The sequence below is a fragment of the Burkholderia arboris genome, from assembly GCF_038723655.1.
Classification (GTDB): domain Bacteria; phylum Pseudomonadota; class Gammaproteobacteria; order Burkholderiales; family Burkholderiaceae; genus Burkholderia; species Burkholderia arboris.
The window spans coordinates 3,013,584-3,037,004 of record NZ_CP109822.1; the positions used below are offsets into that span (position 1 = coordinate 3,013,584).

Genomic DNA, 23,421 nt, shown 5'->3' on the forward strand with positions numbered 1-23,421 from the left:
GCGGCCGCCGGGCGCGACCGTCCTTGCGTTTCGATGCAACAAGTGTAGGCAAGCACACGCGACTGTTCGATGCTCGCGTCGCTCATTTACACTGAGCGTTTTTGCCACACCGGCGACACCGATGAAGCAGGAAGACAAGGGAACCGTCGCGATCAGCCTCGTCGCTTACAGCGTCGCGCTCGCCACGCGGCGCGGCGTCGCGGCCGAGCCGCTGCTCGCGCAGGCCGGCATCGCGCCCGCGCTGCTCGCACAGCCGCGCGCACGCGTGTCCGCGCAGCAGTACGGCGCGCTGTGGAACGCAATCGCACGCACGATGGACGACGAGTTTTTCGGGCAGGATCGCCACCCGATGCGCAGCGGCAGCTTCATCGCGATGAGCCAGTCCGCGCTGTCCGCGCGCGACGGGCTGCACGCGATGGCGCGCGCGGTGAATTTCATGCACTGCGTGCTCGACGACCTGCACGCGGAGCTCGACGCGAACCCGCAGCGCGTGCGGCTGCGTTTCGTGCACCGCAACAATGGCGCGACGCCCGCGATGTTCACGTACGCGACCTATTTCATCATCGTGTACGGGCTGACCTGCTGGCTGATCGGGCGCCGCATTCCGCTGCTGCATGCGAGCTTCCGCTGCGACACGCCGCCTGCCGACCACGAGTATCCGTCGATGTTCTGCGACGACATGCGGTTCAACGAACCCGATTCGTATGTCGATTTCGATCCCGAATTCGCGACGCTGCCGGTCGTGCAGAACGCGAAGACGCTGAAAACCTTCCTGCGCAACGCGCCGGCCAGCTTCATCGTCAAGTATCGCAACCCGAATGCGCTCGCGCAGCGCGTGCGCGCGGTGCTGCGCGGGATGCCGCCCGCCGCGTGGCCCGGCGCGGGCGGGATGGCCGCGCGGCTGCACGTGGCCGAGGCCACGCTGCGCCGCAAGCTGCACCAGGAAGGCCAGGCGTACCAGTCGATCAAGGACACGCTGCGGCGCGATCTCGCGTTCGAGGCGCTGGCCGACCCCGCACGCACGATCGCCGACGTCGCTGCCGCCACCGGTTTCGCCGAACCGAGCGCGTTCTACCGCGCGTTCCGCAAATGGAGCGGGCGCAGCCCGGCCGACTATCGCGACGAAGTGCTCGCGCGCGGTGGCGACGCGGTCTGAATCCGCGCTACGCGGCCGCGGCTTCGCGCTTTCCGCCGAAACCGCCTAATCTTTAAGCATCGGGCCCACGCCCTTTCCGCAAGCCGGACGGCACGCGGCCGCGCGCCGCCCGGACGTCCCGATGCACGTTCACCGTCATGAGCCGCCGCCGGCGCCTGCCGCGCCCGACGGCCGCCCCCGTCACCCGCTGTCCGCGCGGGTCGCGCGCGCCGCGCTGTTCGCGGCGCTGCTCGTCGTGTGCGCTGCCGTCGCCGCGCCACCATCCGTCGACACGCCCGCGGCACGCCCGGTCGTCGTGATCCCCGTCAACGGCGCGATCGGCCCGGCCAGCGCCGATTTCATCGTGCGTTCGCTCGACCGTGCCGCCCGCGAGCGCGCGCCGCTCGCGATCCTGCAGCTCGACACGCCCGGCGGCCTCGATACGTCGATGCGGCAGATCATCAAGGCGATCCTCGGCTCGCCGGTGCCGGTCGCCGCGTTCGTCGCACCGGGCGGCGCACGGGCCGCGAGCGCGGGCACCTACATCGTCTATGCAAGCCACTTCGCGGCGATGGCGCCCGGCACCAATCTCGGCGCGGCGTCGCCCGTGCAGTTCGGCATCGGCGGCGCCGCGCCGCCGGGCGGAAACCCGGCGGCACCGCGTCCGACCGGTGCGGCGGGCGCATCCGGCGCATCGGATGCATCCGCCACGGCCGCGCTGCCGACCGATACGCAGTCGACCGAGATCCGCAAGGCGATGCAGGACGCCTCCGCGTATATCCGCGGCCTCGCGCAATTGCGCGGGCGCAACGCCGAATGGGCCGAGCGCGCGGTGCGCGAGGCTGTGAGCCTGTCGGCGAACGAGGCGCGCGCGCAGCATGTGGTCGACCTGATCGCGCTGGATCCTGCCGACCTCGCACGCCAGCTCGACGGCCATAGCGCGACGACCACCGCTGGCACGGTGCGGCTCGCGACCGCGCACGCGCCGCTCGTCGTCGTCGAACCCGACTGGCGCAGCCGTTTTCTCGCGATCATCGCCGATCCGAACGTCGCGCTGATCCTGCTGACGATCGGCATCTACGGCCTGTTCTTCGAGTTCGCGAACCCGGGCTTCGTGCTGCCGGGTGTCGTCGGCACGATCTGCCTGCTGGTCGGGCTGTTCGCGATGCAGTTGCTGCCGATCAGCTATGCGGGCCTTGGCCTCGTGCTGCTCGGGCTCGGCTGCCTTGTCGCCGAGGCGTTCCTGCCGACCTTCGGCGTGCTCGGGTTCGGCGGGATCGTGTCGTTCACGATCGGCGCGCTGATGCTGATCGACACCGACGTGCCCGGTTACGGGATTCCGTGGCCCGTGATCGCGAGCCTTGCGCTCGGCGGCGGGCTGCTCGTCGCGGGCGTGTCGAGCGTCGCGCTGCGCGCGCGGCGCCGGCCGGTCGTGACGGGCGCCGAGGCGATGCTCGGCAGCATCGGCGAAGTGCTCGACGACGGCCTCCATCCGGACCAGCCGCACGGTGCGGCCGGCGCCGCGCCGTCGGCCGCCGGCTGGGCGCTCGTGCACGGCGAGCGCTGGCGCGTGGCGAGCAGCGCACCGCTGGCCGCCGGCTGCCGCGTGCGCGTCACCGGCCGCCACGGCCTGCTGCTCACCGTCGCACCGCTCTACGACGCGCCCGCGCCACAACAACAACACCAGGGAGCATCAACATGATTGGCTACACCTTCGGCTTCAGCAGCGTCCTGATCGTCTTCGTCGTGGTGCTCGTCGCGTCGTCGATCCGTATCTTCCGCGAGTACGAGCGCGGCGTCGTGTTCATGCTCGGCCGGTTCTGGAAAGTGAAGGGCCCGGGGCTCGTGCTGATCATCCCGATCGTCCAGCAGGTCGTGCGGATCGACCTGCGCACCGTCGTGTTCGACGTGCCGCCGCAGGACGTGATCACGCGCGACAACGTGTCGGTGAAGGTCAATGCGGTCGTGTATTTCCGCGTCGTCGATCCGGAGAAGGCGGTGATCCAGGTCGCGCGCTTCTTCGACGCGACGAGCCAGCTGTCGCAGACGACGCTGCGGTCGGTACTCGGCAAGCACGAGCTCGATGCGCTGCTGGCCGAGCGCGAACAGCTGAACGCCGACATCCAGAAGACGCTCGACGCGCAGACCGACGCATGGGGGATCAAGGTGTCGACGGTCGAGATCAAGCACGTCGACCTGAATGAAACGATGGTGCGCGCGATCGCGCGGCAGGCCGAGGCCGAGCGCGAACGGCGCGCGAAGGTGATTCATGCGGAAGGCGAGCTGCAGGCGTCCGAGAAGCTGCTGCAGGCCGCGCAACGGCTCGCGCAGGAGCCGCAGGCGATGCAGCTGCGCTACCTGCAGACGCTGACGACGATCGCGGCGGACAAGAATTCGACGATCGTGTTTCCGCTGCCGATCGATCTGCTGGGGGCGTTGCTGGACCGGCTGGGCGGGAAGCGCGAGGCGTAACGGCAGCGGCTCGAACCGGTGCCGGGGACGGTCGCGTCACGCCGGAGCCGACCGGCGCGCGGCCTGATTGACCCGCGCCGGGATCGACTCAATCGGTTCGCGCCGCCTTCAACATCGTGTCAGCACTGCGATGTCAGCCGTTGGTCGCGGGCGTCAGCCGTTTGCGCACGCCCGTGAGCGCAAATCGTCCGAACGCCGAACGCTCGACGCCCGACAGTTCGGCCTCCCGGATACCGAGCGTTTCGGACAGCCGATGGATCGTGGCCTGCATATCGACGATCCGGCGCTCGTCAGCCAGCCGTTCGTCGACGTGCCGGGCCGTCTCGAGCGCATGCCGCGCGACTTCGGCCTCGTACCGCGCCACGGCGACATCGCGTTGCGAAGCCGTGACGGCGACGGTCTCCGTCAACTGCGCGATACGCGCATCCAGGGTATCCACGGCGTGCTGCAATGCGACGCGTTGCCCCTCTGCGGCAGACGCCGCGGCGCGCCACTCCGCGACTTCGCGCGCGTTGGCGAGCCTCGTCTCGCCGAGCGCGGCCTCGTTGTCGAGCAGCGTCCTGCGAAGCGCGGCCTCCGTCTCCGTCAGCGTCGTGCGGAGGACCGCTTCCCTTTCCGCGACACGCGACGCCTGAGCGCTGAATTCGGCACGGATTTCGCCCGACAATGCGCCGATGGCATCGGCCTGCCGGTCGCGCAATGCAGCCAGTTCATCGGCAAGACTCCGTACCGCGTGCTCGACATCCGACGCTCCCGATCGACCTTCGAGCCCCTGTTTGAGCTCGGCCACTTTCGCATCGACGAGGCGCGTTTCGGCGACCGACCAGCTCACGTAATTTTCGAGCTGTGTCTTGACGGCCTCCACCACACCCGCGACCTGGCTCTGTACCTGCTCGGACAGGCGTGCGCTTTCCGCCAGGCTGGCATCCCGCGCACAGATATCCCGGACCAGTTGGCGCTCCCGGTTTTCGCGGGACCGGTATCCCAGCAGCAGCGGCGCGAGCGACGTCAGACGGGTTCGCAGCCGCGTGAACAACGCCGTGACGTCATCGTCGTCGAGCGCGATCTCGTCGCAGGCGACCCGTCGCAGCATCGCATAAGCCTGAACGACCTCGGGCAACATCGACGCATGCCGGTCGAGATCGTCGACGGTGAATTCGGCGTGCCTCAGGCTGTTGTCCAGGAACTCGCCTGCGTAGTCCTCGTACAGCGCGTCGCCCGGTTGCGGTGCGGGCAAGCCGACGCCCGTTGCCATGCGGCCGAGCTGCGTCAGCGGATCCGTCATCAGCACGTCGAAATCGATCAGGACGCGCCGGCAACCGCGGCTGTCCAGCACGGCATCCACCATGTATTCGAGCCACAGGACGTGTGCCTTCTCCTGCGGCATCTGCACGGCGCGCGCCATCGAAAACGCCACGCTCAACGGATTGCGCAACGCGATCACATACCGGACGTCCGCATCGATTTGCTCGAACACGGGTTGCCAGAACGGCAGCACACGCGTCGTGCGTGGATCCTTGAAGCCGAACGGCATGCCGCCCGCGAGGCGTTCGCGCAACAGCACGACCGCACGGGCATGGAGTTCGTCGCGCTTGCCCTGAGCGACTTCGTTCACGCGCATCGGGCCAAGCGTGTCCCAATCGCCGCCGACTTCGCGCTCGAGCTCGAGATTGACCGCATGCAGATCGACGTCTTCCCAGTAACCTTTGGCATTGACGTGGGCATTGGCCTCCATCAGGCGCTCGCCCAACTCGACGCCGAGCGCCTTCAGGCCCCGCGTTGTCGCACTCGTGCCGCTACGCGGCGATCCCAGCACCACAATCAACTTTCGACGGCTTTCCATACACTCCTTTTTCCTTTGCGAAGCAGCCGGGTATTGCCGAGTCAATGAGCACACCATCCCGTTGCCTCTCGCAATCTCGCGACAGACTTCGATCGCGTCAAAGTCGTTGCGATACCACCGGCGAATATTGTCTTCGCCTTGCATGCACAGCGTCTTGTCGAAGTGCGCGGGATTGCGGTGCGCGTCCACATCGTCATCGGGCAAATGCAATGGCCCCAGCCCAAGAATCTCCGACAGCACCGATGCGTCGTCGGTCAGCCATTCCTGCTGCGCGATGAACGCGATGTCCGCCGCGCGCGAACGCAGGTACGCCGGCGAAATCAACCAGTCCCAAACCGACGTCTTGACGTGATCGATTTGCCGCATGGCGTGATGCGCCGCGGCAGAAACCGCCTGATCCTGCGAGACAATGGCACGCGCAAGCGCATCGGCCGTCCCGAACCGGGCGAAAGCCGCCGCTTCGCCTTCCGTCCACTCGCCCTGATAACGCGGTCGGCCCTTTCTCAAGCGACTGTAGAACCCGCTCACGTATCGTGTGATCGGGTTGCGCAAGCAAAAGAAGACTTTTTCACCGACAGGAATATCCGGCAGTCGTACCGCGTGTCCATGGAGATGGACATCGCGGATGTCACGACCGTTCGCTCCGAGGGACTTGATCGCGTGAACGAGCGCCGTGCCACCGGTTTTTCCGATGTGCAGGAAATGGATGCGGGATTCGTCTGTCGAATGCGTCATGACGTCCGGGATCGTTTGTGATGACGGCCTACACCGCAACCGCAGCGCCGTTCATGGCATGCGAGATCGGGTTCCGGCATATCGCCTGCCCGCATCGATTTGTCGAAACACTGGATCTTTCCGCGCTCTTCGGCGTTCGGCACCGGCGACGTGTTGGCGCGGCACCGCACACTGATGCAATAGCCAAGGACGTCGCGAGTAATACCGGAGTAAGGCTCGCGCCCGGTATCGAGCCGGCAGGCCGTACCGTCGACGGGATTCACGAGCAGCAGCGATTGACGGGGGGTGACGAGGAGATGCGCGGGTAATGACATGAAGTCGAGGGAAGTCTCGTATATGCTTTTCGTCGCCGGTTCCGGCGATCCCGCTTCCGGCTCGCTACCGGACTCTCATCACCACCCCCGATGTCGGACAACGCAATCTGCAACGTACGTCTCGGTCCGGCACACAGCATCGAACGACAGCCTGGCGCGCCCTCCCCGGGTTTCGCCGGGGCGTAGTCGTTCGAGCCATTGCGCCGGGCTCAAAGCGCCGCCCCGTTTCCGGGAGAGCGAAATCGCGCGTATCTTATCAAAAAATACTCCGCTCCACCGGATTCGCGCAGGCTATCCGGCAACCGGTTTCGGTACGCCATGCCACCGGCACTCGCGTGTCGGGAAAGGCTTCGCGCGAATCACGCCTGGCGCTCGGCGGGGGGAGGGGCCGAACGCGAGCGGCGCGCGAAGGTGATTCATGCGAAAGGCAAAGCAGGCGTCGGAGAAGCTGCTGCAGGCCGCGCAACGGCGCGCGCTGCAGCCGCAGGCGATGCAGCTGCGCTACCTGCAGACGCTGACGACGATCGCCGCGGACAAGAATTCGACGATCGTGTTTCCGCTGCCGGTCGATCTGCTGGGGGCGTTGCTGGAGCGGTTGGGCATGCCGCGCGAGCGCTGAGACGCGCGTGTTCCGGCCCGCGCAACACCGCCGTCGCGCCCGCCGGACGCCGGGCCGCAGCGGCCCGGCACCCGCCACACGTCAAGCGAGCAGCTTGCGCTCGGTCTTGCCGTACTTGATTGACTTCTCGTCCGGGATCATCAGGCCCGTGTGCTCGTCGCGGCCCTGCAGCAGGAAACGCGCGTCCGGCTTGCCGACCTGCTCGGCCGCGAGCTTGCTGTCCGCGCCGATCTCGCCCTTCTTCATCCGGTTGACGATCACGCCGGCCGCGGTGTCCTTGAAGTCGCGCAGCATCCACGCGTCGCCGTCGCTGTCGCCGAACACCAGCAGCGGGCCGTAGCCCTTCTTCGATTCGAGCACGTTGCGGATGCCCACCGTCTTGCCGGGCCCCCAGTTGAAATGCCAGCCGGCCGGATAAGTGCTCGTGTACTTGCCGTCCTGCATGTCGAGGCGCAGGCCGATCACGTTCTCCGGCGGCACGCCGTAGCCGTAGTTCGGATTGCCGGCGAACACGCGCACGACATCGTCGAGCGACGCGGTGCTCACGTACACGTCGATGCCGTTCGCGCGCAGCGTGTGCATCACCGCGCGGATTTCCTCATGGATGCGAATGCCGTGGAAATGCGTGTCGGCCACCACGCCGGCCTTGCCCGGCAGCGTCTTCGGGCTTTCGTAGCGGACCTTGCGCAGCGCGTCGCCGATCCCGTAGTTATCCGACGCTTCCGCCATCGCCTGCAGCTCGGCGGTCGTCATGTTCTTGTAGAAGTAGATGATCCACTTGTAGCCGACTTCCAGCGGGTGCGTGTCGCAGATCGCGTCGTACATGAAGTACAGCTTCGCGCGGAAATCCTTGAACTGGTCGGTCTCGCGAATCTCGTCGAGGCTCTTGCCGCCGCCGAAACCCTGGTAGTTCGCGTAGAGCCAGCGGTAGTCGGATTCAACGTCGGCGGCGAGATCCTCCATCGTCACCGGCTTGCCGTCGACGGTCGTGTAGTCCTTCATGAACGCGCCCTTCGGCACGTCCTTCCACATCACGCCGACGAATTCGTCCGGCGTCAGCTTGTACTGAAGATGGTTGATCTGGTACATCAGCAACGCCTCTTCGCAGTCGTTCATGATGCACGTGTTGTCCCAGTCGAACACCGCGTACGGGCGGCGCTTTTCATCGTAGCGCGCGCTCGCGACGCCATGCTGGTCGAGCACCGCCTGCAGGCGCGCAGCGTTGAACGGCGACCAGCGGCCCGGGTCCAGCGCATCCGGCGCGATTGCGCTCTTCGCGTCGGCGGTGCCGGCCTTGAGCATCAGCGACGTCGCAGCGGTCGCCGCGGCAAGGGTGTTCATGAACTGGCGGCGTTGCATGGTCTCTCTCCGTGGAAATGTCGAATCGGTTTCGGTCACTACCCCGTGCGGCGCACTGGCGGCTCATCGCCGCTGCGAAGCCGGGGCGGCCTCGAATTGGGGGCGAATGATGTGACGAAATTATTTCGGCAATTTGACAGCGTCACGCCGCGACGCGACGCCAAGTTGATCCGGCGCGACATGCCGGGCGCCGCAAGATGGCCGGGCACGGCGATCCGGCCCGGCAACGGGCCCGCGCCCGACATCGTCCCGAAACCTAGAGGCTCCCCTCCATTCCCCCCTTCCATTGGGACAAATCCTCACTTCCCGGCGCGCAGAACCGTCTATGATCATTACATCGCTCAATGACACATTAAATGCTGACTGAATAACCCGCGACGGTGACGCCGACGGGCGCGTTCCGGATCAGCGCCCCCAACGGAGACGCACCATGGCCGATCACCACCCGCTGCCGGAAGTCCACCTCGACGAGCTGCCGCAATTCCGCGCGGTCCAGCAGCTGGCGTACCGCTGCGTCGAAACCGTCGGCGCGATGCTCTACCCCGGCATCACCGAAAAGGAGGCCGCGCGGCTGCTGACCGAATGGCTGCAGGACAACGGCGTGCACGACTGGCTGCACAAGCCGTTCGCGTGGTTCGGCGACCGCACCGCGTTCGAAGGCTTCTCGGGGCTCAAGCACATGGGCGGCTTCAATCTCGCGTTCTTCCCGAGCAACCGCCAGCTCGAAACCGACATGCCGGTGATCCTCGACGTCGCGCCGGTGCTCGACGGCATCGTGGCCGACGTCGGCTACGCACACTGCCTCGGCCACAACCCGATCCTCGAGCAATTGCAGGACGACCTGATGGACCATCGCGACATGATCGTGCGGCTCGTGAAGGAGCGCCGGTCGATGGCCGAGGTCGCACAGGAAGTCGACGCACTGTGCCGCCGCCAGGGCGTCGAGCCGCGTCACAAGGCCTATCCGTTCAAGGTGCTCGCGCATCGCGTCGCGAAGATCCACAAGCTGTCGAAACCGCGCTTCGTCGCGCGCTTCGGGCTGAACGCGACGCGCAACCTGCTGCTCGACCAGGGTCGCGCGGCGAAGCAGCAGGGCTGGTCGCCGCTGTGGTCGATCGACCGGCGTTCCGAGCATGCGCCCGTGCCGGGCCTGTGGGCCGTCGAGCCGCATCTCGGCTTCGCCGGCGTCGGCGCGAAATTCGAGGAACTGCTCGTGATCACCGACGACGACGCGTACTGGCTCGACGAAGACCTGCCGCACGTGCGCCGCTGGCAGCGCCGCCAGGCCGAACGCACGCAGGCCGTCGCGACCGTGCAAGCCGCGGCCTGACGCATCCGCGCCTTCCCCCGACTCCCTGAACGACGGACTCACGATGCAGCCTCTTTCCGACGAAGCGCCGCTGGCCCTGTTCGAATCGGTTCACAGCGAGACGGCGGTCACCTCCGGCGACCTGACGCTCGCGGTCAAGACCTGGGGCGACCCGGCCCGCTCGCCGGTCGTGCTCGTGCACGGCTATCCCGACGACAGCAGCGTCTGGCAGCACGTCGCGCCGCTGCTCGCGCGCAAGCACTACGTGATCGCGTACGACGTGCGCGGCGCGGGCCTGTCCGGCGTGCCGAAACGCACGGCCGACTATCACCTGGCGAAACTCACCGACGACTTCGTCGCGGTGATCGACGCGCTCTGCCCCGGCCGCGCGGTCCATCTGATCGCGCACGACTGGGGCTCGATCCAGGGCTGGGAATTCGTCACCGATCCGCGCCTCGCCGGCCGCATCGCGTCGTACACGTCGTGCTCGGGGCCGTGCCTCGACCACGTCGGCTTCTGGCTGCGCGAACGCGTGCTGCGCCCGACGCCCGCATCGCTCGCCAAGCTCGGCGGCCAGCTCGTGCGCTCGTGGTACGTGTACCTGTTCCACCTGCCGTTCATTCCCGAGCTCGGCTGGCGGCTGTGGCTCGGCCGTGCGTGGCCGCGCCTGCTGCGCCGGCTCGAGAAGACGCCCGCCACACCGCGCCCGACGCAGGCCGACGACGGCGCGCGCGGCGTGCGCCTGTATCGCGCGAACTTCATCCGCTGCCTGTTCGCGCCGCGCGAACGCTACGCGCACGCACCGGTGCAGACGATCGTGCCGCTCGGCGACAAGTACGTGAGCCCCGCGCTGTCCGAGAACCTGTCGCGCTGGGTGCCGCAGTACTACCGTCGCGAAGTCGCGGCCGGCCACTGGCTGCCGCTCGCCGATCCCTCGCGCTTCGCCGATCTCGCCGGACAACTGATCGACGCGATCGAGTCGGGCAACGAACCGCCCGCGCTCGCGAACGCGCGCCGCCGCGCCACGAGCGGCCGCTTCAGCGGCAAGGTCGCGGTCGTCACCGGCGCGGGCAGCGGCATCGGCCGCAGCGCGGCGCTCGCGTTTGCCCGCGAAGGCGCGACGGTCGTCGCCTGCGACATCGATCTCGCGAGCGCCGAACGCACCGCGCTGCTGCTCGGGCTGACCGGCGCGCAGGCGCATGCGAAACGCGTCGACGTCGGGTCCGCCGACGAGATGGAAGCGCTCGCGACGTGGGTCGGCAGCGAACTCGGCGGCGCGGACATCGTGGTCAACAACGCGGGCATCGGCATGGCCGGCGGCATCCTCGACACGAGCGCGCGGCACTGGGAGCGCATCCTGCACGTGAACCTGTGGGGCGTGATCCACGGCTCGCGGCTGTTCGCGCAGCAGATGGCCGCGCGCGGCACCGGCGGGCACATCGTCAACACGGCATCGGCCGCCGCGTTCGGGCCGTCGCGCGACCTGCCCGCCTACGCGACGACGAAGGCCGCCGTGCTGATGCTCAGCGAATGCATGCGCGCGGAGCTCGCGGAGAAAGGCATCGGCGTGACGGCCGTGTGCCCGGGTTTCGCGGAGACCGGAATCATGGCGTCGACGCAATACGCGGGCGCCAACGCGCAGGACGAAGCGCGGCTGCGCAAGCGCGCGACCAAGCTGTACCAGATGCGCGGCCTGAAGCCGGAAACCGTCGCGCAGGCGATGGTCGACGGCGTGCTGCGCAACCGCCCCGTCGTCGCGGTCGGCGGCGAGGCGCACGCGATGCGCTTCGTCGGCCGCTTCATGCCGTGGCTCGGCCGGATGATTGCCCGCGTCAGCATGGCATCGCATTGACGGCGCATGACGCCGCACAGGGAGACAACATGACCGATACCGCCGACTATCACAAGATCAAGGCCCGGCACGTGAAGTTCGACTTCAGCGACACGCCGATCACGTGGGTGCCGAACGATCCGGGCAGCACGCACATCATCAACACGCTGAACCTGCTGTTCCCGGAAGGCGAGCTGTGGTTCTGCCGCGTGTACAACAAGGCGCTGCCGCTGATCACCGATGCGCGCCTGCGCGACGAGGCCGAAGGCTTCCTGCGCCAGGAAGCCGTGCACTCGCGCTCGCACGGCGGCGTACTGAAGCACTACTACGACCGGCACGGGATCGACACGAAGCCGTTCACGCAGAAGCTCAACCGGCTGTTCACGCGCGTGCTCGGCGAACAGCCGTTCGGGCTGAAGATCGGCCATACGCGCTTCTGGCTGCGGCAACAGCTGGCCGTGATCGCATCGCTCGAGCACTTCTTCGGCTATCTCGGCAACTGGGTGCTCAACGCGCACGGGCTCGACGAAGGCCGTGCCGACCCGACGATGGTCGACCTGCTGCGCTGGCACGGCGCCGAGGAAGTCGAGCACCGCACCGTCGCGTTCGACATCTACCGGCACCTGGGCGGCAGCTATCCGGAGCGCTGCGTGCACATGGCGTTCGTGATCCTGCTGCTGCTCTACTACATCACGACCGGCGCGAAGTTCATGTACCAGCGCGACCCGGACGCCGGCCGCTACCCGGGCTTCGTGCTCGCGTGGTGGCAAGGTTCGCGGCGCGGTCACCTGCCGTCGTTCTGGAAGGTGATCGGCGCGGCGCTGCGTTATTTCAAGCCGAGCTACACGCCGCACCACGAAGGCTCGACCGAGCAGGCGCTCGCCTACCTCGCGCGCTCGCCGGCCGCGCAGGCCGCCGCGCACGGCGGCAACTGGGGCACGACGAAGGGCGCCTGACCGCGTTTCCGGCCGGTTCGGCGGGCGGCGCCCGCCGAAATGCGTACAATCGCGGCTTCAATTTCCCGGAGGTGCCGCGATGGCCATGAAGAAAACCGATCTCGAAAAGAACAAGGCGCTCAAACTGACGCACTCGATGAAGCAGTCGAGCTCCGCACGTTTCGGCAAGGGCGCCGACGAAGCCGCCAAGCTCGACCGCCGCGCGCAGCGCAAGCTCGACCAGGAACAGGGCCTCGTGCCGTTCGCGTGCAAGCTCAACGCCGAACTCGTCGAACAGCTGAAGGCACGTGCGGCCACGCACCCGGAGGGGATGACGGGCCTGCTGTCCGAACTGCTCGTGAACGGGCTCGCGCAACGCGACGCGTAACCGCCACGTATCTCGAAATTTCCGTTGACATTGCTGCACTGCCACGACACACTCGTTCGCATGCCTATGCTCAAGCCCAACGCCATCGCGCATAAAACACCAGTGAACGCCCGTACGCGGCGATCACCGGGGGCGCTTGTGCGTTAGCATCGAGATTCAGTTACGCATGTCACAAGGCCTCGCCGGAAACGGATGAGGCCTTTTTGTTTTGGTGCGCGTCATCCCGCCCGGCTCAACGGATGGAGATGACGATGGACCAAGCAAGCCGGCTGGTTGTTTGTCGCGATCGGTGCCGCACCGACGCAATCGCCTTACCGAGAGTCGAACTGCATTTCACGGTCGCGCCGCACAAGACGCTGACGTGGCGCGCGCAGCACGACGCCGAGATCCGCGTGCACGATGCGACGCTGTGGATCACGCGGCTGGGCAGCGTCGACGATTACTGGATCCGGACCGGCGACGTGCTGCGCGTGCCGCGCGGCGATCGCATCTGGATCAGCACCGACGACGACGCGCCCGCCGAAGCGTCGATCACGACCGTGTACGTGATGCAACGCGACGCGTGGCTTGCGCGTGCGCTCGCAGGGATGCGCGCCATGCTGGGCGGGCGATGTCGAAGAAGTCGCGCGTGACGCATCATGCATCGCTGCGCGCTCGAGCCGCGTGCGCAGCGGCCTCGTGAAACGCAGCACGCGCGCGGCAACGGATCGCCCGCGCATATCCCGAAAATAGTCGTTGACAACACCGCAGCCCGACAACAAAATCGTTCGCATGCCTACGTTCAAGCTCATCGCCGTCGCGATTCATCGCCCGATGAACATTCGAAAGAATGATTCACGGGAGGCGCTTGTGCGTTAGCAATCGAGCAGTACCGCATGTCACACAAGGCCTCACCGGAAACGGATGAGGCCTTTTTGTTCTGGTGCGCGTCATCCGTCCGGCTCACTGAATGGAGAAGACGATGGACCAGGCAAGCCAGTTGTTTGACCGCCCCGATCGGCGCCACGCCGGCACGATCGCGTTACCGACTGTCGTGATCCGTTTCGCGGTCGCGCCGCGCACGACGATGACCTGGCGCGCGCAGCAGGACGCGGAGCTTCGCACGCATGGCGCGGCGCTGTGGGTCACGCGCCCGCCGTGCGTCGACGATTACTGGGTGCGGCCCGGCGACGTGCTGCGCATCGCACGCGGCGAGCGCATCTGGCTCGGCACCGATGCCGACCGGTCGGCCGAAGCGACGATCACGACCGCATACGTGCGGCGCGGCGAGCGCTTCAGGCGCATGCTCGCGCACGTGCAACGTTTGCTCGTCGGGGTAGGGAGAAGAAGCGGATGAGCGACGTGCGGTTACGCACGCGCGACGCGGAACGGCCGCGACCGGAAACGGACGCACCTGCGGCGCAACGCGCCGCAGGTGCGCATCGAATGACGCGGCACGCCAGTGCATGCCGCGAGCGATCGCGCGCCGTGCGCAGCAACCGGATGCAGCACGTGCATCAGGTACTGGCGGCGAGACGCGGGCCCGTGCTCCGGGGAGTGGACTCGAGGTCGGGACGTTGCGCTGCCTGCGAGGTCACCCACGGATCGATGCCCTGCTTCTGCACCTCTTCGAGGAATGACACACGTGTACGCCAGTAATCGGCCTGTAATTTCGCATCGATGACGCGCTGTTCGGCTGCGAACAGTTCCATGCGCGCCGTCACGAGCATCGACGCAGCGGTTTTTTCCGGCGTGGGGGCGTGTCGCATCGCCCAACGGCTGATCCAGTTCAACATGCTGACCTCCGTGATTACGGACGAACCCGCATCGGGCAATCGCAATCGGCCGTGCCTGCCCGAACACGCAACGGCCTTGACCGCCATTCACCGCCTGGCCTGCACGGACTGCGACTCCCCCGCGTCGGCAATTACCGGCCGGCGTGTGCATGCGCGGTGTATCTATCCTAGAAAGACTTGCCGGTTTATGCGATGGGGTCTTGCAATCTTTTACACAGAAACCACAGTCGCCCCCGCATCGCGAAATGACAGTTGCGGACGGGATGGCTTCGGCGCAGGATAGCCCGATATCTGCCACCGCCTGGACTGACGAATGGCCGCTGCACGCCGCTGCCGCGCATCCGCACCGGCCGCGCACGTGTTCGTGCCCGCACGCGCCGCCTGCACCGCGCTCGTGCAGCATGCGGGCGCTCCGTTTCAGTCGCATGTCATCGCGCACCCGCCATGCGCGGCGCAGCCGGCATGCCGTTGCGCGCGCATCGGCCGGTTTCGCCCGCCGTTCCTCCCCGTTCCGCCGTTTCAGCCATTTCTGCCGGTCCGTGCCGCGCGAACCGGTAAAATGCGCGCCTTCGTCGCGCGGCCGGGCTGCCAGACCGTCCGCGCGCAGGCAACCGATCGTGCCCTCCAACTATATCGTCCGAGCTATCCGCGCTATTACAATCCGCCGATAGCCGGGCAATAGTGGCTGGTTACAGTAAGCCGGCCGCGCGCTGCCTTTACAACAATTCGGCACAACAATCAACACGACAACCCGACCGGAGAAACGCCTTCATGGAATCCATCAAGCGGTATTTCGGCTTCGCTGAAGCCGGCACCGACTTCCGCACTGAAATACTCGCGGGCGTCACCACGTTCCTGACGATGGCCTACATCATCTTCGTCAACCCCGCGATCCTCGGCGACGCCGGCATGCCGAAGGAATCCGTGTTCGTCGCGACCTGCCTCGTCGCGGCGCTGGCGTCGATCATCATGGGGCTGTACGCGAACTACCCGATCGCATGCGCGCCCGGCATGGGCCTGAACGCGTATTTCGCGTACACGGTCGTCAAGGGGATGGGCTTCACGTGGCAGGCCGCGCTCGGCGCGGTGTTCATCTCCGGCTGCCTGTTCCTGCTGGTCACGCTGTTCCGCGTGCGCGAGGCGATCGTCAACGGCATTCCGAAATCGCTGCGGATCTCGATCACGGCCGGTATCGGCCTGTTCCTCGGCATCATCTCGCTGAAGACGTCGGGCGTGATCGTCGGCAACCCGGCCACGCTCGTGACGCTCGGCGATCTGCACAAGCACGACACCATCCTCGCGATCGTCGGCTTCTTCACGATCGTCACGCTCGACCACCTGCGCGTGCGCGGCGCGATCCTGATCGGCATCATCGGCGTCACGATCCTGTCGTTCTTCTTCGGCGACAACCAGTTCCACGGCGTGTTCTCCGCGCCGCCGTCGATCGATGCGACGCTGTTCAAGCTCGACATCCGCGCCGCGCTGTCGACCGGCATCATCAACGTGATCCTCGTGTTCTTCCTCGTCGAGCTGTTCGACGCGACGGGCACGCTGATGGGCGTCGCGAACCGCGCGGGCCTGCTCGTCGAAGGCAAGATGAACCGCCTGAACAAGGCGCTGCTCGCCGACAGCACGGCGATCGTCGCGGGCTCGGTGCTCGGCACGTCGTCGACCACCGCGTATATCGAAAGCGCCTCGGGCGTGCAGGCCGGCGGCCGCACCGGCGTGACGGCCATCACCGTCGCGGTGCTGTTCCTCGCGTGCCTGTTCATCGCGCCGCTCGCCGGCGTCGTGCCGGCCTACGCAACGGCGCCCGCGCTGCTGTACGTGTCGTGCCTGATGCTGCGCGAGATGGTCGACGTGCCCTGGGACGATGCGACGGAAGCCGTGCCGGCCGCGCTGACCGCGCTGCTGATGCCGTTCACGTACTCGATCGCGAACGGCGTCGCATTCGGCTTCATCGCGTACGGCGGCCTCAAGCTGCTGACGGGCCAGGCGCGCACGGTCAAGCCGATCGTGTGGATCATCGCGGCCGTGTTCCTGTTCCGCTTCTTCTATCTCGGCAGCGAGTAAGCGCAGCACTGCACGATGAAATGAAAAAACGCCACCTTCGGGTGGCGTTTCTGTTTTCGCGCGATTCTTCTGCGATCCTGACGAATCGACGCGCACGGCCAGGCCGGCGCTCGGGCAACCCGGCGCGGCCCGCATACGAAAATGCCGCCCGGCCCGCCGAACGGCATTGCGCGAAAGGCACGGTCTTCGCGTGCGCCGCGCTCAGGCGCGCGCGCCGCAAGACGAGCGTCGTGTTGTCAGCGCCAGTTGGCCTCGTAAAAGCGCACGTAGCCGCTGCGCAGCGTCACGCACTGCGCACGCGTCTCCGACAGCAGGCGCCGCGCAGCCGCTTCGATGCGGTCGCGATGCTGGTCGAATGCGCCGACCATGTCCTCGAAGCGCGGCGATGCCGCGCCGAAGTGGTCTTCCAGCGCCTCGGCGGTAATCTGACATTGAACACGCTCGCCATTGACCAGTGCCGTGAACGCAAGCATCAGGTCACGCCCCGAATACTCAGGCTTCTCGTTCGTGAAATGGATCTGCATGAGAGCCGCCTCGACCGGTAGAAAACGAATGACCGCGTCCGTCGTCCGCTACCGGCCGGGCGAAATGTACGCGGGCTCGCCGGCGGAGGCCCTGACCACGGGGTTTGGCGCGGTCAATGCATGCCGGTTGATTTCCACTTTAGACGGTTTCGCGCAGGAGACAAATTTTCCGGTGTGCGTCGTTCCGACGCGCATTTCGTCTGATCTGCGCGGGGCATCCGGCACCGTTTCGGCAACGGGCGTCAGTGAGGATCGGTAGGCCAGATGTTGAGCGCGATCGCGGCGGTCGTGACGCCCACCGCAATCGCAGCCGCTCCGTACTTCACCGCATCGGTCAGATCGAACAGCAATCCGTGGATCGCCACGGCAATGCCGCCCAGCATGATGAACGTGGCGATGGCCGCCAGCACGACTCTCAGTTCCGTCCGAACCATGATGCGTCTCCCGAACGGATGCATGTCGCGTCGCATGCATGTTGCAATGCGGAACACGGCGCGTGCGTGCTCCATTTCCATCATTGCAGGCGGGCGCTTAAAAGCAAGGGGATTTTGTTCGCGGTCGCACATCGCACGTGGCGCTTGTATGATGATGCGTACCCGGACGGTCGGCTGTCGCGCCGGATGGTGCACCGCGAGCGGAGATGCACTCCGCCGCCGATTCCGGTTCGGTCGGCCCAGGCGGCCCCGGGAACAGGAGACAAGTCATGCCGCAACCCTTCGTGCTGCCCGCCGCAGCGGTTCGCACCGACCTGCTCGCGCAGGCGCATGCGCGCTCGACCGCGGTCGGCCTGCGCGCGCACGAACGCCCCGATTTTTCGCCGCTGTCGCACCTCGCGCTGCGCGAACTGCTCGACACGAATCACGCGCTGTTCTCGCACGCGCGCCCGGTGATGGAGGATCTCCACGCACAGATCGCCGATACGCAAAGCCTCGTGCTGCTGACCGACGCCGACGGCGTGATCCTGCACAGCATCGGCGACGCGGATTTCATCGAGAAAGCCAACCGCGTCGCGCTATGCAACGGCGTGTCGTGGGCCGAAGGCGCACGCGGCACCAATGCGATCGGCACCGCGCTCGCGTCGGGCCAGGCCGTCGTGGTGCACGGTTCCGAACACTTCCTGCGCGCGAACCACATCCTCACGTGCTCGTGCGCCCCGATCGCCGATCCGTTCGGCCGCATGCTCGGCGCGCTCGACGTCAGCGGCGACCCGCGCGGCTCCAGCCCGCATACGCTCGCGCTCGTGCGGATGTCCGCGCAGCTGATCGAGAACCACCTGTTCGCGAACCAGTGTGGCGAAGCGCTGCGGCTGCGTTTTCATGCGCACGAGGATTGCGTCGATTCGCTGTTCGCCGGGCTCGTCGCATTCGGCCCCGATGGCGGGCTGATCGCCGCGAACCGCAGCGCGCAATTCCAGCTCGGCGCGTCGTTCGACGCACTGCAGCATCAGGCCAGCGATGCGTTGTTCGGCATGCGCTTCGGCCAGCTCGCGCAGCAGGCCGCCCGCGCGCCGGGCGCCACGTTCCGGCTCACGCTGTCGACCGGCGTACGCGTGCTCGCCCGCTGCGAATTCCCGGAAGCGCAGAAAACGGCCATTGCCGTCACGCCACCCGCGCCGGCCGTGCGGGTACGCGCGCCGGACCCCGACGCGATCACGTTCGCGACGCTCGACACCGGCGATGCACGCATGGCCGCCGTGCTCGAGCGTGTCGCGAAGATCCGTGGGCGCGACCTGCCGCTGCTGATCCTCGGCCAGACCGGCACCGGCAAGGAATGGCTCGCCCGCGCGCTGCACCAGGCGTCGCCGCGCGCGGACGGCCCGTTCGTCGCGGTCAACTGCGCCGCGCTGCCCGATTCGCTGATCGAGGCCGAGTTGTTCGGCTATGAGGACGGCGCGTTCACGGGCGCGCGCAAGCGCGGCAGCCCCGGCAAGATCGCGCAGGCCGACGGCGGCACGCTGTTTCTCGACGAGATCGGCGACATGCCGCTCGCGCAGCAGGTCCGGCTGATGCGCGTGCTGCAGGAGCGCGCGGTGATGCCGCTCGGCGGCGCACGCGCGGTGCCGGTCGACGTGCGGGTGGTCTGCGCGACCCATCGCGACCTGCGCGCGATGATCGCGGACGGCACGTTCCGCGAAGACCTGTTCTACCGGATCAACGGGCTCGCGGTCACGCTGCCGGCGCTCGCCGCGCGCACCGACCTGCACGCGCTCGTCGACCGGATTCTCGCGCGGCTCGCGCGCAGCGAACCGATGCCGCGCCGTCTCGCGGCCGATGTGCTCGACGCGTTCGCGCGCCACCGCTGGCCCGGCAACCTGCGGCAGATGACCAACGTGCTGCGCACCGCCGGCATGCTCGCCGAAGACGAAGCCGAAATCACGCTCGCGCATCTGCCCGACGATTTCTGGCTCGACTGCGACGACCCACCGGCTGCCGCGGCGGCAGCCACGCCGCCCGCACCGGCCGGCATGCGCGAAGGCACGACGCTGCACAGCCATCAGGCCGCGGTGATCGACGCCGTGCTCGCGCGGCACGGCGGCAACGTATCGGCGGCCGCGCGCGAACTCGGTCTCGCGCGCAACACCGTGTACCGGTACCTGCGGCGGCACTGACCCCGATGACCGGCGGCCCGCGGCCGCCGGCCGGTTCGGGTATGCTTGGCGCGTTGCCGCCGAACCGCCGCCCGCTTCAGTCATGACCGATCCAGACCACTCGCCCCTCGTGCGCATCGAGCCGCTCGGCGTGACCTTCGACGCACCCGATTCGCTGACGCTGCTCGAAGCCGCCGCGTTCGCACGCGTGTCGCTGCCGCGCTCGTGCCGCAACGGCACGTGCCGAAGCTGCCTTTGCCGAATCGTCAGCGGCAGCGTACGCTACACGATCGAATGGCCGGGGCTGAGCCGCGAGGAAAAGTCAGACGGCTATACGCTGCCGTGCGTGGCCGTCGCGACGTCGGACCTCGTGCTCGATGTGCCCGACGCGGTCATGCTCGACTAGACGCGGCGCGCGGTCGCGCGTCGTCCTGCAATGCTCGATCCCGCATGGAGAACGTGATGACCCAGCCAACCGATCGCATCGAACAACAGACCCAGCTCGCGGCATCGCCCGACCGCGTCTGGGAAGCCGTCAGCAATTCCGGCGAATTCGGCCACTGGTTCGGCGTCACGTTCGACGGGCCGTTCGCGGCCGACCAGCCGCTGTTCGGCCGCATCACGCCGACACGCGTCGACGACGATGTCGCCAAGGCGCAGGAGCCCTATGCCGGCACTGTGTTCGAAATCGTCGTCGATCGCATCGAACCGAAGCAACTGTTCTCGTTTCGCTGGCATCCGTTCGCGATCGACCCGAATTTCGATTACACGTCCGAGCCGATGACGCTCGTCACGTTCACGCTCGCCGCCCAGGCCGGCGGCACGCTGCTGACGGTCACCGAAACGGGTTTCGATCAGTTGATCGAAGCGCGCCGCGCGAAGGCCCGCGAGATGAACGATCACGGCTGGGCCGCGCAGATGACGCTGATCACGAAGTACCTGGCGAAGCACGCGTAGCGCGCCGCTACGCCGCACGTGCCTACCGACCTGCGAACCGACGTGCGTGGCATAATCCGCTCCATCGTCGCCCACCCGCCGCCGCGCATCGCATGCTGAGTCGTCGCCTCCGGAAGATCGGCAGTCTGATCGGGATGCTCGCCATCCTGATGACGGCGCTCGCGCCGACGATCTCGCAGGCCCTGACCACGCAAGGGCGCGTCGACGCCCTGCTGGCCGGCTACTGTTCGGCCGCGCCCGCCACCGGCGACCGCGCCGCCGATGCGTCGACGAAGCGCCTGCAGGCCCATCTCCAGGCATGCGGCTACTGCAGCCTGCTTGCCCATACCCCCGCGCTGCCCGCCCCCGAACTGACGTTCGCGGTCAACGTGCACGTGATCCAGCACCGCGCGGCCACCCGCTTCGAAAGCCTGCGCCGCGCGCTGCCGCTCACGGCCGCGCAACCGCGCGCCCCGCCGTTCGCGTCCTGATCCGTCGTCATTGCGCGTGATGCCGTAGCGCATCGCGCAGTCCGCGCACGCCGCCCGCGTGCGCGACGTGTCACGTTTCGAAGGACGTTCATGTCTCACCATGCTGCGCGCGGCCTCGTGCCGTGCGCACGGCTGGCCGCTTCCGGCTCGCACCGCCATTGCCGCGCCGCCATTCGCCCGCATGCGAATGCCCGGCCGCGCACGTCCGTGCCGACCGCCGCCGGCATCGATGCCGCTCGCGCATCCGTCCGTCGAATCCGTCTTTCACATCCGATTCGCCACTCGTTCATCCAGCCATGAAAACCCTCCATTTCGTTCGCGGCGCACTCGCCGCACTCGGCTTCGCCGCCATCCAGGCCGCGCATGCGCACGCCATTCCGAAGACGCAGGACCCGGCCGCCGACGCCACGCTGTCGGCCGCGCCGCACGCGGTCACGATCGGCTTCAGCGAAGCGCTCGAACCGGCGTTCAGCTCGATCGCCGTCACCGACAGCCACGGGCAATCGGTCGCCGCCGGGAAATCGGCCGTCGACGCCGGCAACCGGAAGCGGATGCACGTCGCGCTGGCCAGCCTGACGGCCGGCACGTACACGGTCGCGTGGGTCGCGGTGGCCAGCGACGGCCATCGCACGCAAGGCCACTACGCCTTCACGCTGAAATAACACCGCACTGCCCACCGCCTCCACCCGATAAGGAGAACCCACGATGAAACGCTCGATTCCGACCGGCCTGCTCTTCGCGCTGCTGGCGCTGCACGCTTCCACCACGTTCGCCGCGCCGGCCGTGCAGGCCGATGCATGCTGGATCCGCGCGATGCCCGCGACGGTGCCGTCGTCCGGCTACTTCACGCTGAAGAACGACGGCGACGCGCCCGCGACGCTGACGGGCATCGACACCCCCGCATACGGGATGGCGATGGTGCATGAAACGCAGACGAACGGCAGCACCGCGAAGATGGTTCACGTCGACTCGGTCGTCGTCCCCGCACACGGCACGGTGACGTTCAAGCCGAAGAGCTATCACGTGATGCTGGAGGAACCGCGCCAGGCCGTCGCGCCCGGCGCGAAGGTGCCGTTCCGGCTGCACTTCGCAGACGGCTCGACGGTGTCCGTGACCTGCGACGCGAAGCCGCCGACCTACGCCGGCCAGTAACGCACCCCGTACCCCGATCGAAGGAGACGCACATGAAAGACCGCCTGCCGCTGGCCGACCTGATCGTCCGCTACCGGACGCCGCTGAATGTTGCCGTACTGATCGTCTGCGGGTTATGGGCAGCGTGGATCGCGTGGATGACGCGGCCTGCCGCCATCGACACGCCGCCGTCGATTCCCGCGTACTGCATGCGCGACGCGCGCTGACGCGCCCGCACGGTTCCGGCGGCGGCGCGTGCCATTATTGGCGTGGCATCATCGATGCATCCCGACCGCCGGAACCGCCTCTCGGAGCAACGCATGGCCCTTCAGACCTGGATGCTGTTCGCCGCAGCCTATCTCGCCACGACGCTGTCGCCGGGGCCCAACGTGCTGCTCGTGATCCGCAATACGGTGCGCTACGGCACGCGCGGCACCGCCGCGACGATCGCGGGCAACCTCGTCGCGCAGGGCGTGGTCGTGGTGCTCGTCGCGCTCGGCGTCGGCGCGGTACTGGCCGCGATGCCGCCGTTGTTCGTCGCGATGAAGGTGGTCGGCGCCGCTTACCTGATGTTCCTGGGCGTCCGGCAGTTGCGCGGCGACCGCAAGGCCGCCGCGTCGGGCGGCGCCGCGGAGATCGCCGTGCCCGACCGCCGCAAGCTGTTCCGCGAAGCGCTGTTCGTGTCGGGCAGCAATCCGAAGACGATGATCTTCCTGTCGGCGTTCATGCCGCAGTTCGTCGTGCACGACCGCCCGCTCGCGCTGCAGTTCGTCGTGATGTACGCGACGATCGCCTGCACGGTCGTGATCGTTCACAGCGTCTATTCGGCCGGCGTGCGCCGGTTTCATCGCGGCTTCGGCATGAGCCGCGCGGTGCGCGCGCTCAAGCGCGCCAGCGGGCTGCTGTTCGTCGGGCTCGGAATCAAGCTGCTGACTGCGCGGCAGGCCTAAGCCGGCGCAATCCC

At 67.5% G+C, this 23,421-nt stretch carries 25 protein-coding genes and 1 pseudogene; 21 read left to right on the forward strand and 5 right to left on the reverse strand.

Features of this window, described 5'->3' with window-relative positions:
• Positions 1 to 121: 121 nt before the first annotated feature.
• The 3 genes from OHZ10_RS30990 (at position 122) to OHZ10_RS31000 (ending at position 3,607) form a co-directional block, all read left to right on the forward strand.
• Positions 122 to 1,156: an AraC family transcriptional regulator gene (locus OHZ10_RS30990; protein ID WP_342705290.1), complete on the forward strand. Its 1,035-nt coding sequence runs from the start codon at positions 122 to 124 to the stop codon at positions 1,154 to 1,156.
• Positions 1,157 to 1,277: 121 nt separating this feature from the next.
• Positions 1,278 to 2,837 (forward strand): NfeD family protein, encoded by a 1,560-nt coding sequence (locus OHZ10_RS30995; RefSeq protein ID WP_256087268.1) that lies wholly within the window; start codon positions 1,278 to 1,280, stop codon positions 2,835 to 2,837.
• Entirely contained in the window at positions 2,834 to 3,607 is a 774-nt protein-coding gene (locus OHZ10_RS31000; protein ID WP_059239474.1) for a slipin family protein, read from the forward strand. The genes OHZ10_RS30995 and OHZ10_RS31000 overlap by 4 nt, the downstream gene beginning before the upstream one ends.
• A 133-nt stretch (positions 3,608 to 3,740) precedes the next feature.
• Here the strand turns inward: OHZ10_RS31000 and OHZ10_RS31005 are convergent, their stop codons facing one another.
• Positions 3,741 to 6,185 (reverse strand): sulfotransferase family 2 domain-containing protein, encoded by a 2,445-nt coding sequence (locus tag OHZ10_RS31005; RefSeq protein WP_342705291.1) that lies wholly within the window; start codon positions 6,183 to 6,185, stop codon positions 3,741 to 3,743.
• 20 nt (positions 6,186 to 6,205) lie between these two features.
• Between OHZ10_RS31005 and OHZ10_RS31010 the strand changes: the two genes are divergently transcribed.
• Together OHZ10_RS31010 and OHZ10_RS31015 are read left to right on the forward strand one after the other, a co-directional pair.
• Positions 6,206 to 6,493, forward strand: coding sequence for a hypothetical protein (locus OHZ10_RS31010; RefSeq protein WP_174992467.1), 288 nt, complete (start codon positions 6,206 to 6,208; stop codon positions 6,491 to 6,493).
• Between the two features lie 393 nt (positions 6,494 to 6,886).
• Positions 6,887 to 7,118 (forward strand): annotated as a pseudogene (locus tag OHZ10_RS31015) (slipin family protein); the annotation flags it as partial.
• An 81-nt stretch (positions 7,119 to 7,199) separates the two neighbouring features.
• Here the strand turns inward: OHZ10_RS31015 and OHZ10_RS31020 are convergent.
• Positions 7,200 to 8,477 (reverse strand): haloacid dehalogenase-like hydrolase, encoded by a 1,278-nt coding sequence (locus OHZ10_RS31020; RefSeq protein ID WP_059239463.1) that lies wholly within the window; start codon positions 8,475 to 8,477, stop codon positions 7,200 to 7,202.
• Between the two features lie 430 nt (positions 8,478 to 8,907).
• On the opposite strand from OHZ10_RS31020, the gene OHZ10_RS31025 reads away from it, so the two are divergent.
• The 6 genes from OHZ10_RS31025 to OHZ10_RS31050 all read left to right on the forward strand — a co-directional run bounded on the left by OHZ10_RS31025 (position 8,908) and on the right by OHZ10_RS31050 (position 14,276).
• Positions 8,908 to 9,807: a M24 family metallopeptidase gene (locus tag OHZ10_RS31025; protein ID WP_059239461.1), complete on the forward strand. Its 900-nt coding sequence runs from the start codon at positions 8,908 to 8,910 to the stop codon at positions 9,805 to 9,807.
• Between the two features lie 43 nt (positions 9,808 to 9,850).
• On the forward strand, positions 9,851 to 11,638 hold the full coding sequence (locus tag OHZ10_RS31030) for an SDR family oxidoreductase (RefSeq protein ID WP_059239459.1): 1,788 nt from the start codon (positions 9,851 to 9,853) through the stop codon (positions 11,636 to 11,638).
• Positions 11,639 to 11,667: 29 nt separating this feature from the next.
• A complete protein-coding gene (locus OHZ10_RS31035; protein WP_059239457.1) occupies positions 11,668 to 12,573 on the forward strand; it encodes a metal-dependent hydrolase in 906 nt (301 codons plus the stop codon).
• A gap of 79 nt (positions 12,574 to 12,652) precedes the next feature.
• The gene (locus tag OHZ10_RS31040; RefSeq protein WP_059239455.1) at positions 12,653 to 12,940 is read left to right on the forward strand and encodes a hypothetical protein; all 288 of its coding nucleotides are present in this window, start codon (positions 12,653 to 12,655) and stop codon (positions 12,938 to 12,940) included.
• Between the two features lie 251 nt (positions 12,941 to 13,191).
• Positions 13,192 to 13,572, forward strand: coding sequence for a DUF2917 domain-containing protein (locus tag OHZ10_RS31045; RefSeq protein WP_174992468.1), 381 nt, complete (start codon positions 13,192 to 13,194; stop codon positions 13,570 to 13,572).
• A gap of 329 nt (positions 13,573 to 13,901) precedes the next feature.
• A complete protein-coding gene (locus OHZ10_RS31050; RefSeq protein WP_256087266.1) occupies positions 13,902 to 14,276 on the forward strand; it encodes a DUF2917 domain-containing protein in 375 nt (124 codons plus the stop codon).
• A 160-nt stretch (positions 14,277 to 14,436) separates the two neighbouring features.
• Here the strand turns inward: OHZ10_RS31050 and OHZ10_RS31055 are convergent, their stop codons facing one another.
• The gene (locus tag OHZ10_RS31055; protein ID WP_011354312.1) at positions 14,437 to 14,715 is read right to left on the reverse strand and encodes a hypothetical protein; all 279 of its coding nucleotides are present in this window, start codon (positions 14,713 to 14,715) and stop codon (positions 14,437 to 14,439) included.
• 313 nt (positions 14,716 to 15,028) lie between these two features.
• Between OHZ10_RS31055 and OHZ10_RS31060 the strand changes: the two genes are divergently transcribed.
• Both OHZ10_RS31060 and OHZ10_RS31065 read left to right on the forward strand, forming a co-directional pair.
• Positions 15,029 to 15,397 carry a hypothetical protein gene (locus OHZ10_RS31060; RefSeq protein WP_059239452.1) on the forward strand — a complete coding sequence of 123 codons (369 nt, stop codon included), beginning with the start codon at positions 15,029 to 15,031 and terminating at the stop codon, positions 15,395 to 15,397.
• An 89-nt stretch (positions 15,398 to 15,486) separates the two neighbouring features.
• Positions 15,487 to 16,788, forward strand: coding sequence for an NCS2 family permease (locus OHZ10_RS31065; protein WP_059239450.1), 1,302 nt, complete (start codon positions 15,487 to 15,489; stop codon positions 16,786 to 16,788).
• Between the two features lie 236 nt (positions 16,789 to 17,024).
• Here OHZ10_RS31065 and OHZ10_RS31070 read toward each other — a convergent pair whose 3' ends face one another.
• Together OHZ10_RS31070 and OHZ10_RS31075 are read right to left on the reverse strand one after the other, a co-directional pair.
• Positions 17,025 to 17,312 (reverse strand): DUF1488 domain-containing protein, encoded by a 288-nt coding sequence (locus tag OHZ10_RS31070; RefSeq protein WP_011354308.1) that lies wholly within the window; start codon positions 17,310 to 17,312, stop codon positions 17,025 to 17,027.
• Between the two features lie 242 nt (positions 17,313 to 17,554).
• Positions 17,555 to 17,830, reverse strand: a complete 276-nt coding sequence (locus OHZ10_RS31075; RefSeq protein WP_319002356.1) for a DUF2964 family protein — start codon at positions 17,828 to 17,830, stop codon at positions 17,555 to 17,557.
• A gap of 185 nt (positions 17,831 to 18,015) precedes the next feature.
• Here OHZ10_RS31075 and OHZ10_RS31080 point away from each other — a divergent pair, with 185 nt between their 5' ends.
• From OHZ10_RS31080 to OHZ10_RS31115, 8 genes are all read left to right on the forward strand, one after another.
• On the forward strand, positions 18,016 to 19,920 hold the full coding sequence (locus OHZ10_RS31080) for a sigma-54-dependent Fis family transcriptional regulator (protein WP_059239448.1): 1,905 nt from the start codon (positions 18,016 to 18,018) through the stop codon (positions 19,918 to 19,920).
• Positions 19,921 to 20,002: 82 nt separating this feature from the next.
• Complete coding sequence (locus tag OHZ10_RS31085) at positions 20,003 to 20,305, forward strand: 2Fe-2S iron-sulfur cluster-binding protein (protein WP_059239446.1); 303 nt, start codon at positions 20,003 to 20,005, stop codon at positions 20,303 to 20,305.
• Between the two features lie 56 nt (positions 20,306 to 20,361).
• Positions 20,362 to 20,856, forward strand: coding sequence for an SRPBCC family protein (locus OHZ10_RS31090; RefSeq protein ID WP_174992470.1), 495 nt, complete (start codon positions 20,362 to 20,364; stop codon positions 20,854 to 20,856).
• 92 nt (positions 20,857 to 20,948) lie between these two features.
• Positions 20,949 to 21,326 carry a DUF2946 domain-containing protein gene (locus OHZ10_RS31095; RefSeq protein WP_342705292.1) on the forward strand — a complete coding sequence of 126 codons (378 nt, stop codon included), beginning with the start codon at positions 20,949 to 20,951 and terminating at the stop codon, positions 21,324 to 21,326.
• A gap of 296 nt (positions 21,327 to 21,622) precedes the next feature.
• On the forward strand, positions 21,623 to 21,988 hold the full coding sequence (copC, locus tag OHZ10_RS31100; RefSeq protein WP_059239442.1) for a copper homeostasis periplasmic binding protein CopC: 366 nt from the start codon (positions 21,623 to 21,625) through the stop codon (positions 21,986 to 21,988).
• Between the two features lie 43 nt (positions 21,989 to 22,031).
• Positions 22,032 to 22,478 carry a copper chaperone PCu(A)C gene (locus OHZ10_RS31105; RefSeq protein WP_059239439.1) on the forward strand — a complete coding sequence of 149 codons (447 nt, stop codon included), beginning with the start codon at positions 22,032 to 22,034 and terminating at the stop codon, positions 22,476 to 22,478.
• 32 nt (positions 22,479 to 22,510) lie between these two features.
• Complete coding sequence (locus OHZ10_RS31110; RefSeq protein WP_006486739.1) at positions 22,511 to 22,684, forward strand: hypothetical protein; 174 nt, start codon at positions 22,511 to 22,513, stop codon at positions 22,682 to 22,684.
• Positions 22,685 to 22,777: 93 nt separating this feature from the next.
• Positions 22,778 to 23,407: a LysE family translocator gene (locus tag OHZ10_RS31115; protein ID WP_174992472.1), complete on the forward strand. Its 630-nt coding sequence runs from the start codon at positions 22,778 to 22,780 to the stop codon at positions 23,405 to 23,407.
• Positions 23,408 to 23,421: the final 14 nt, after the last annotated feature.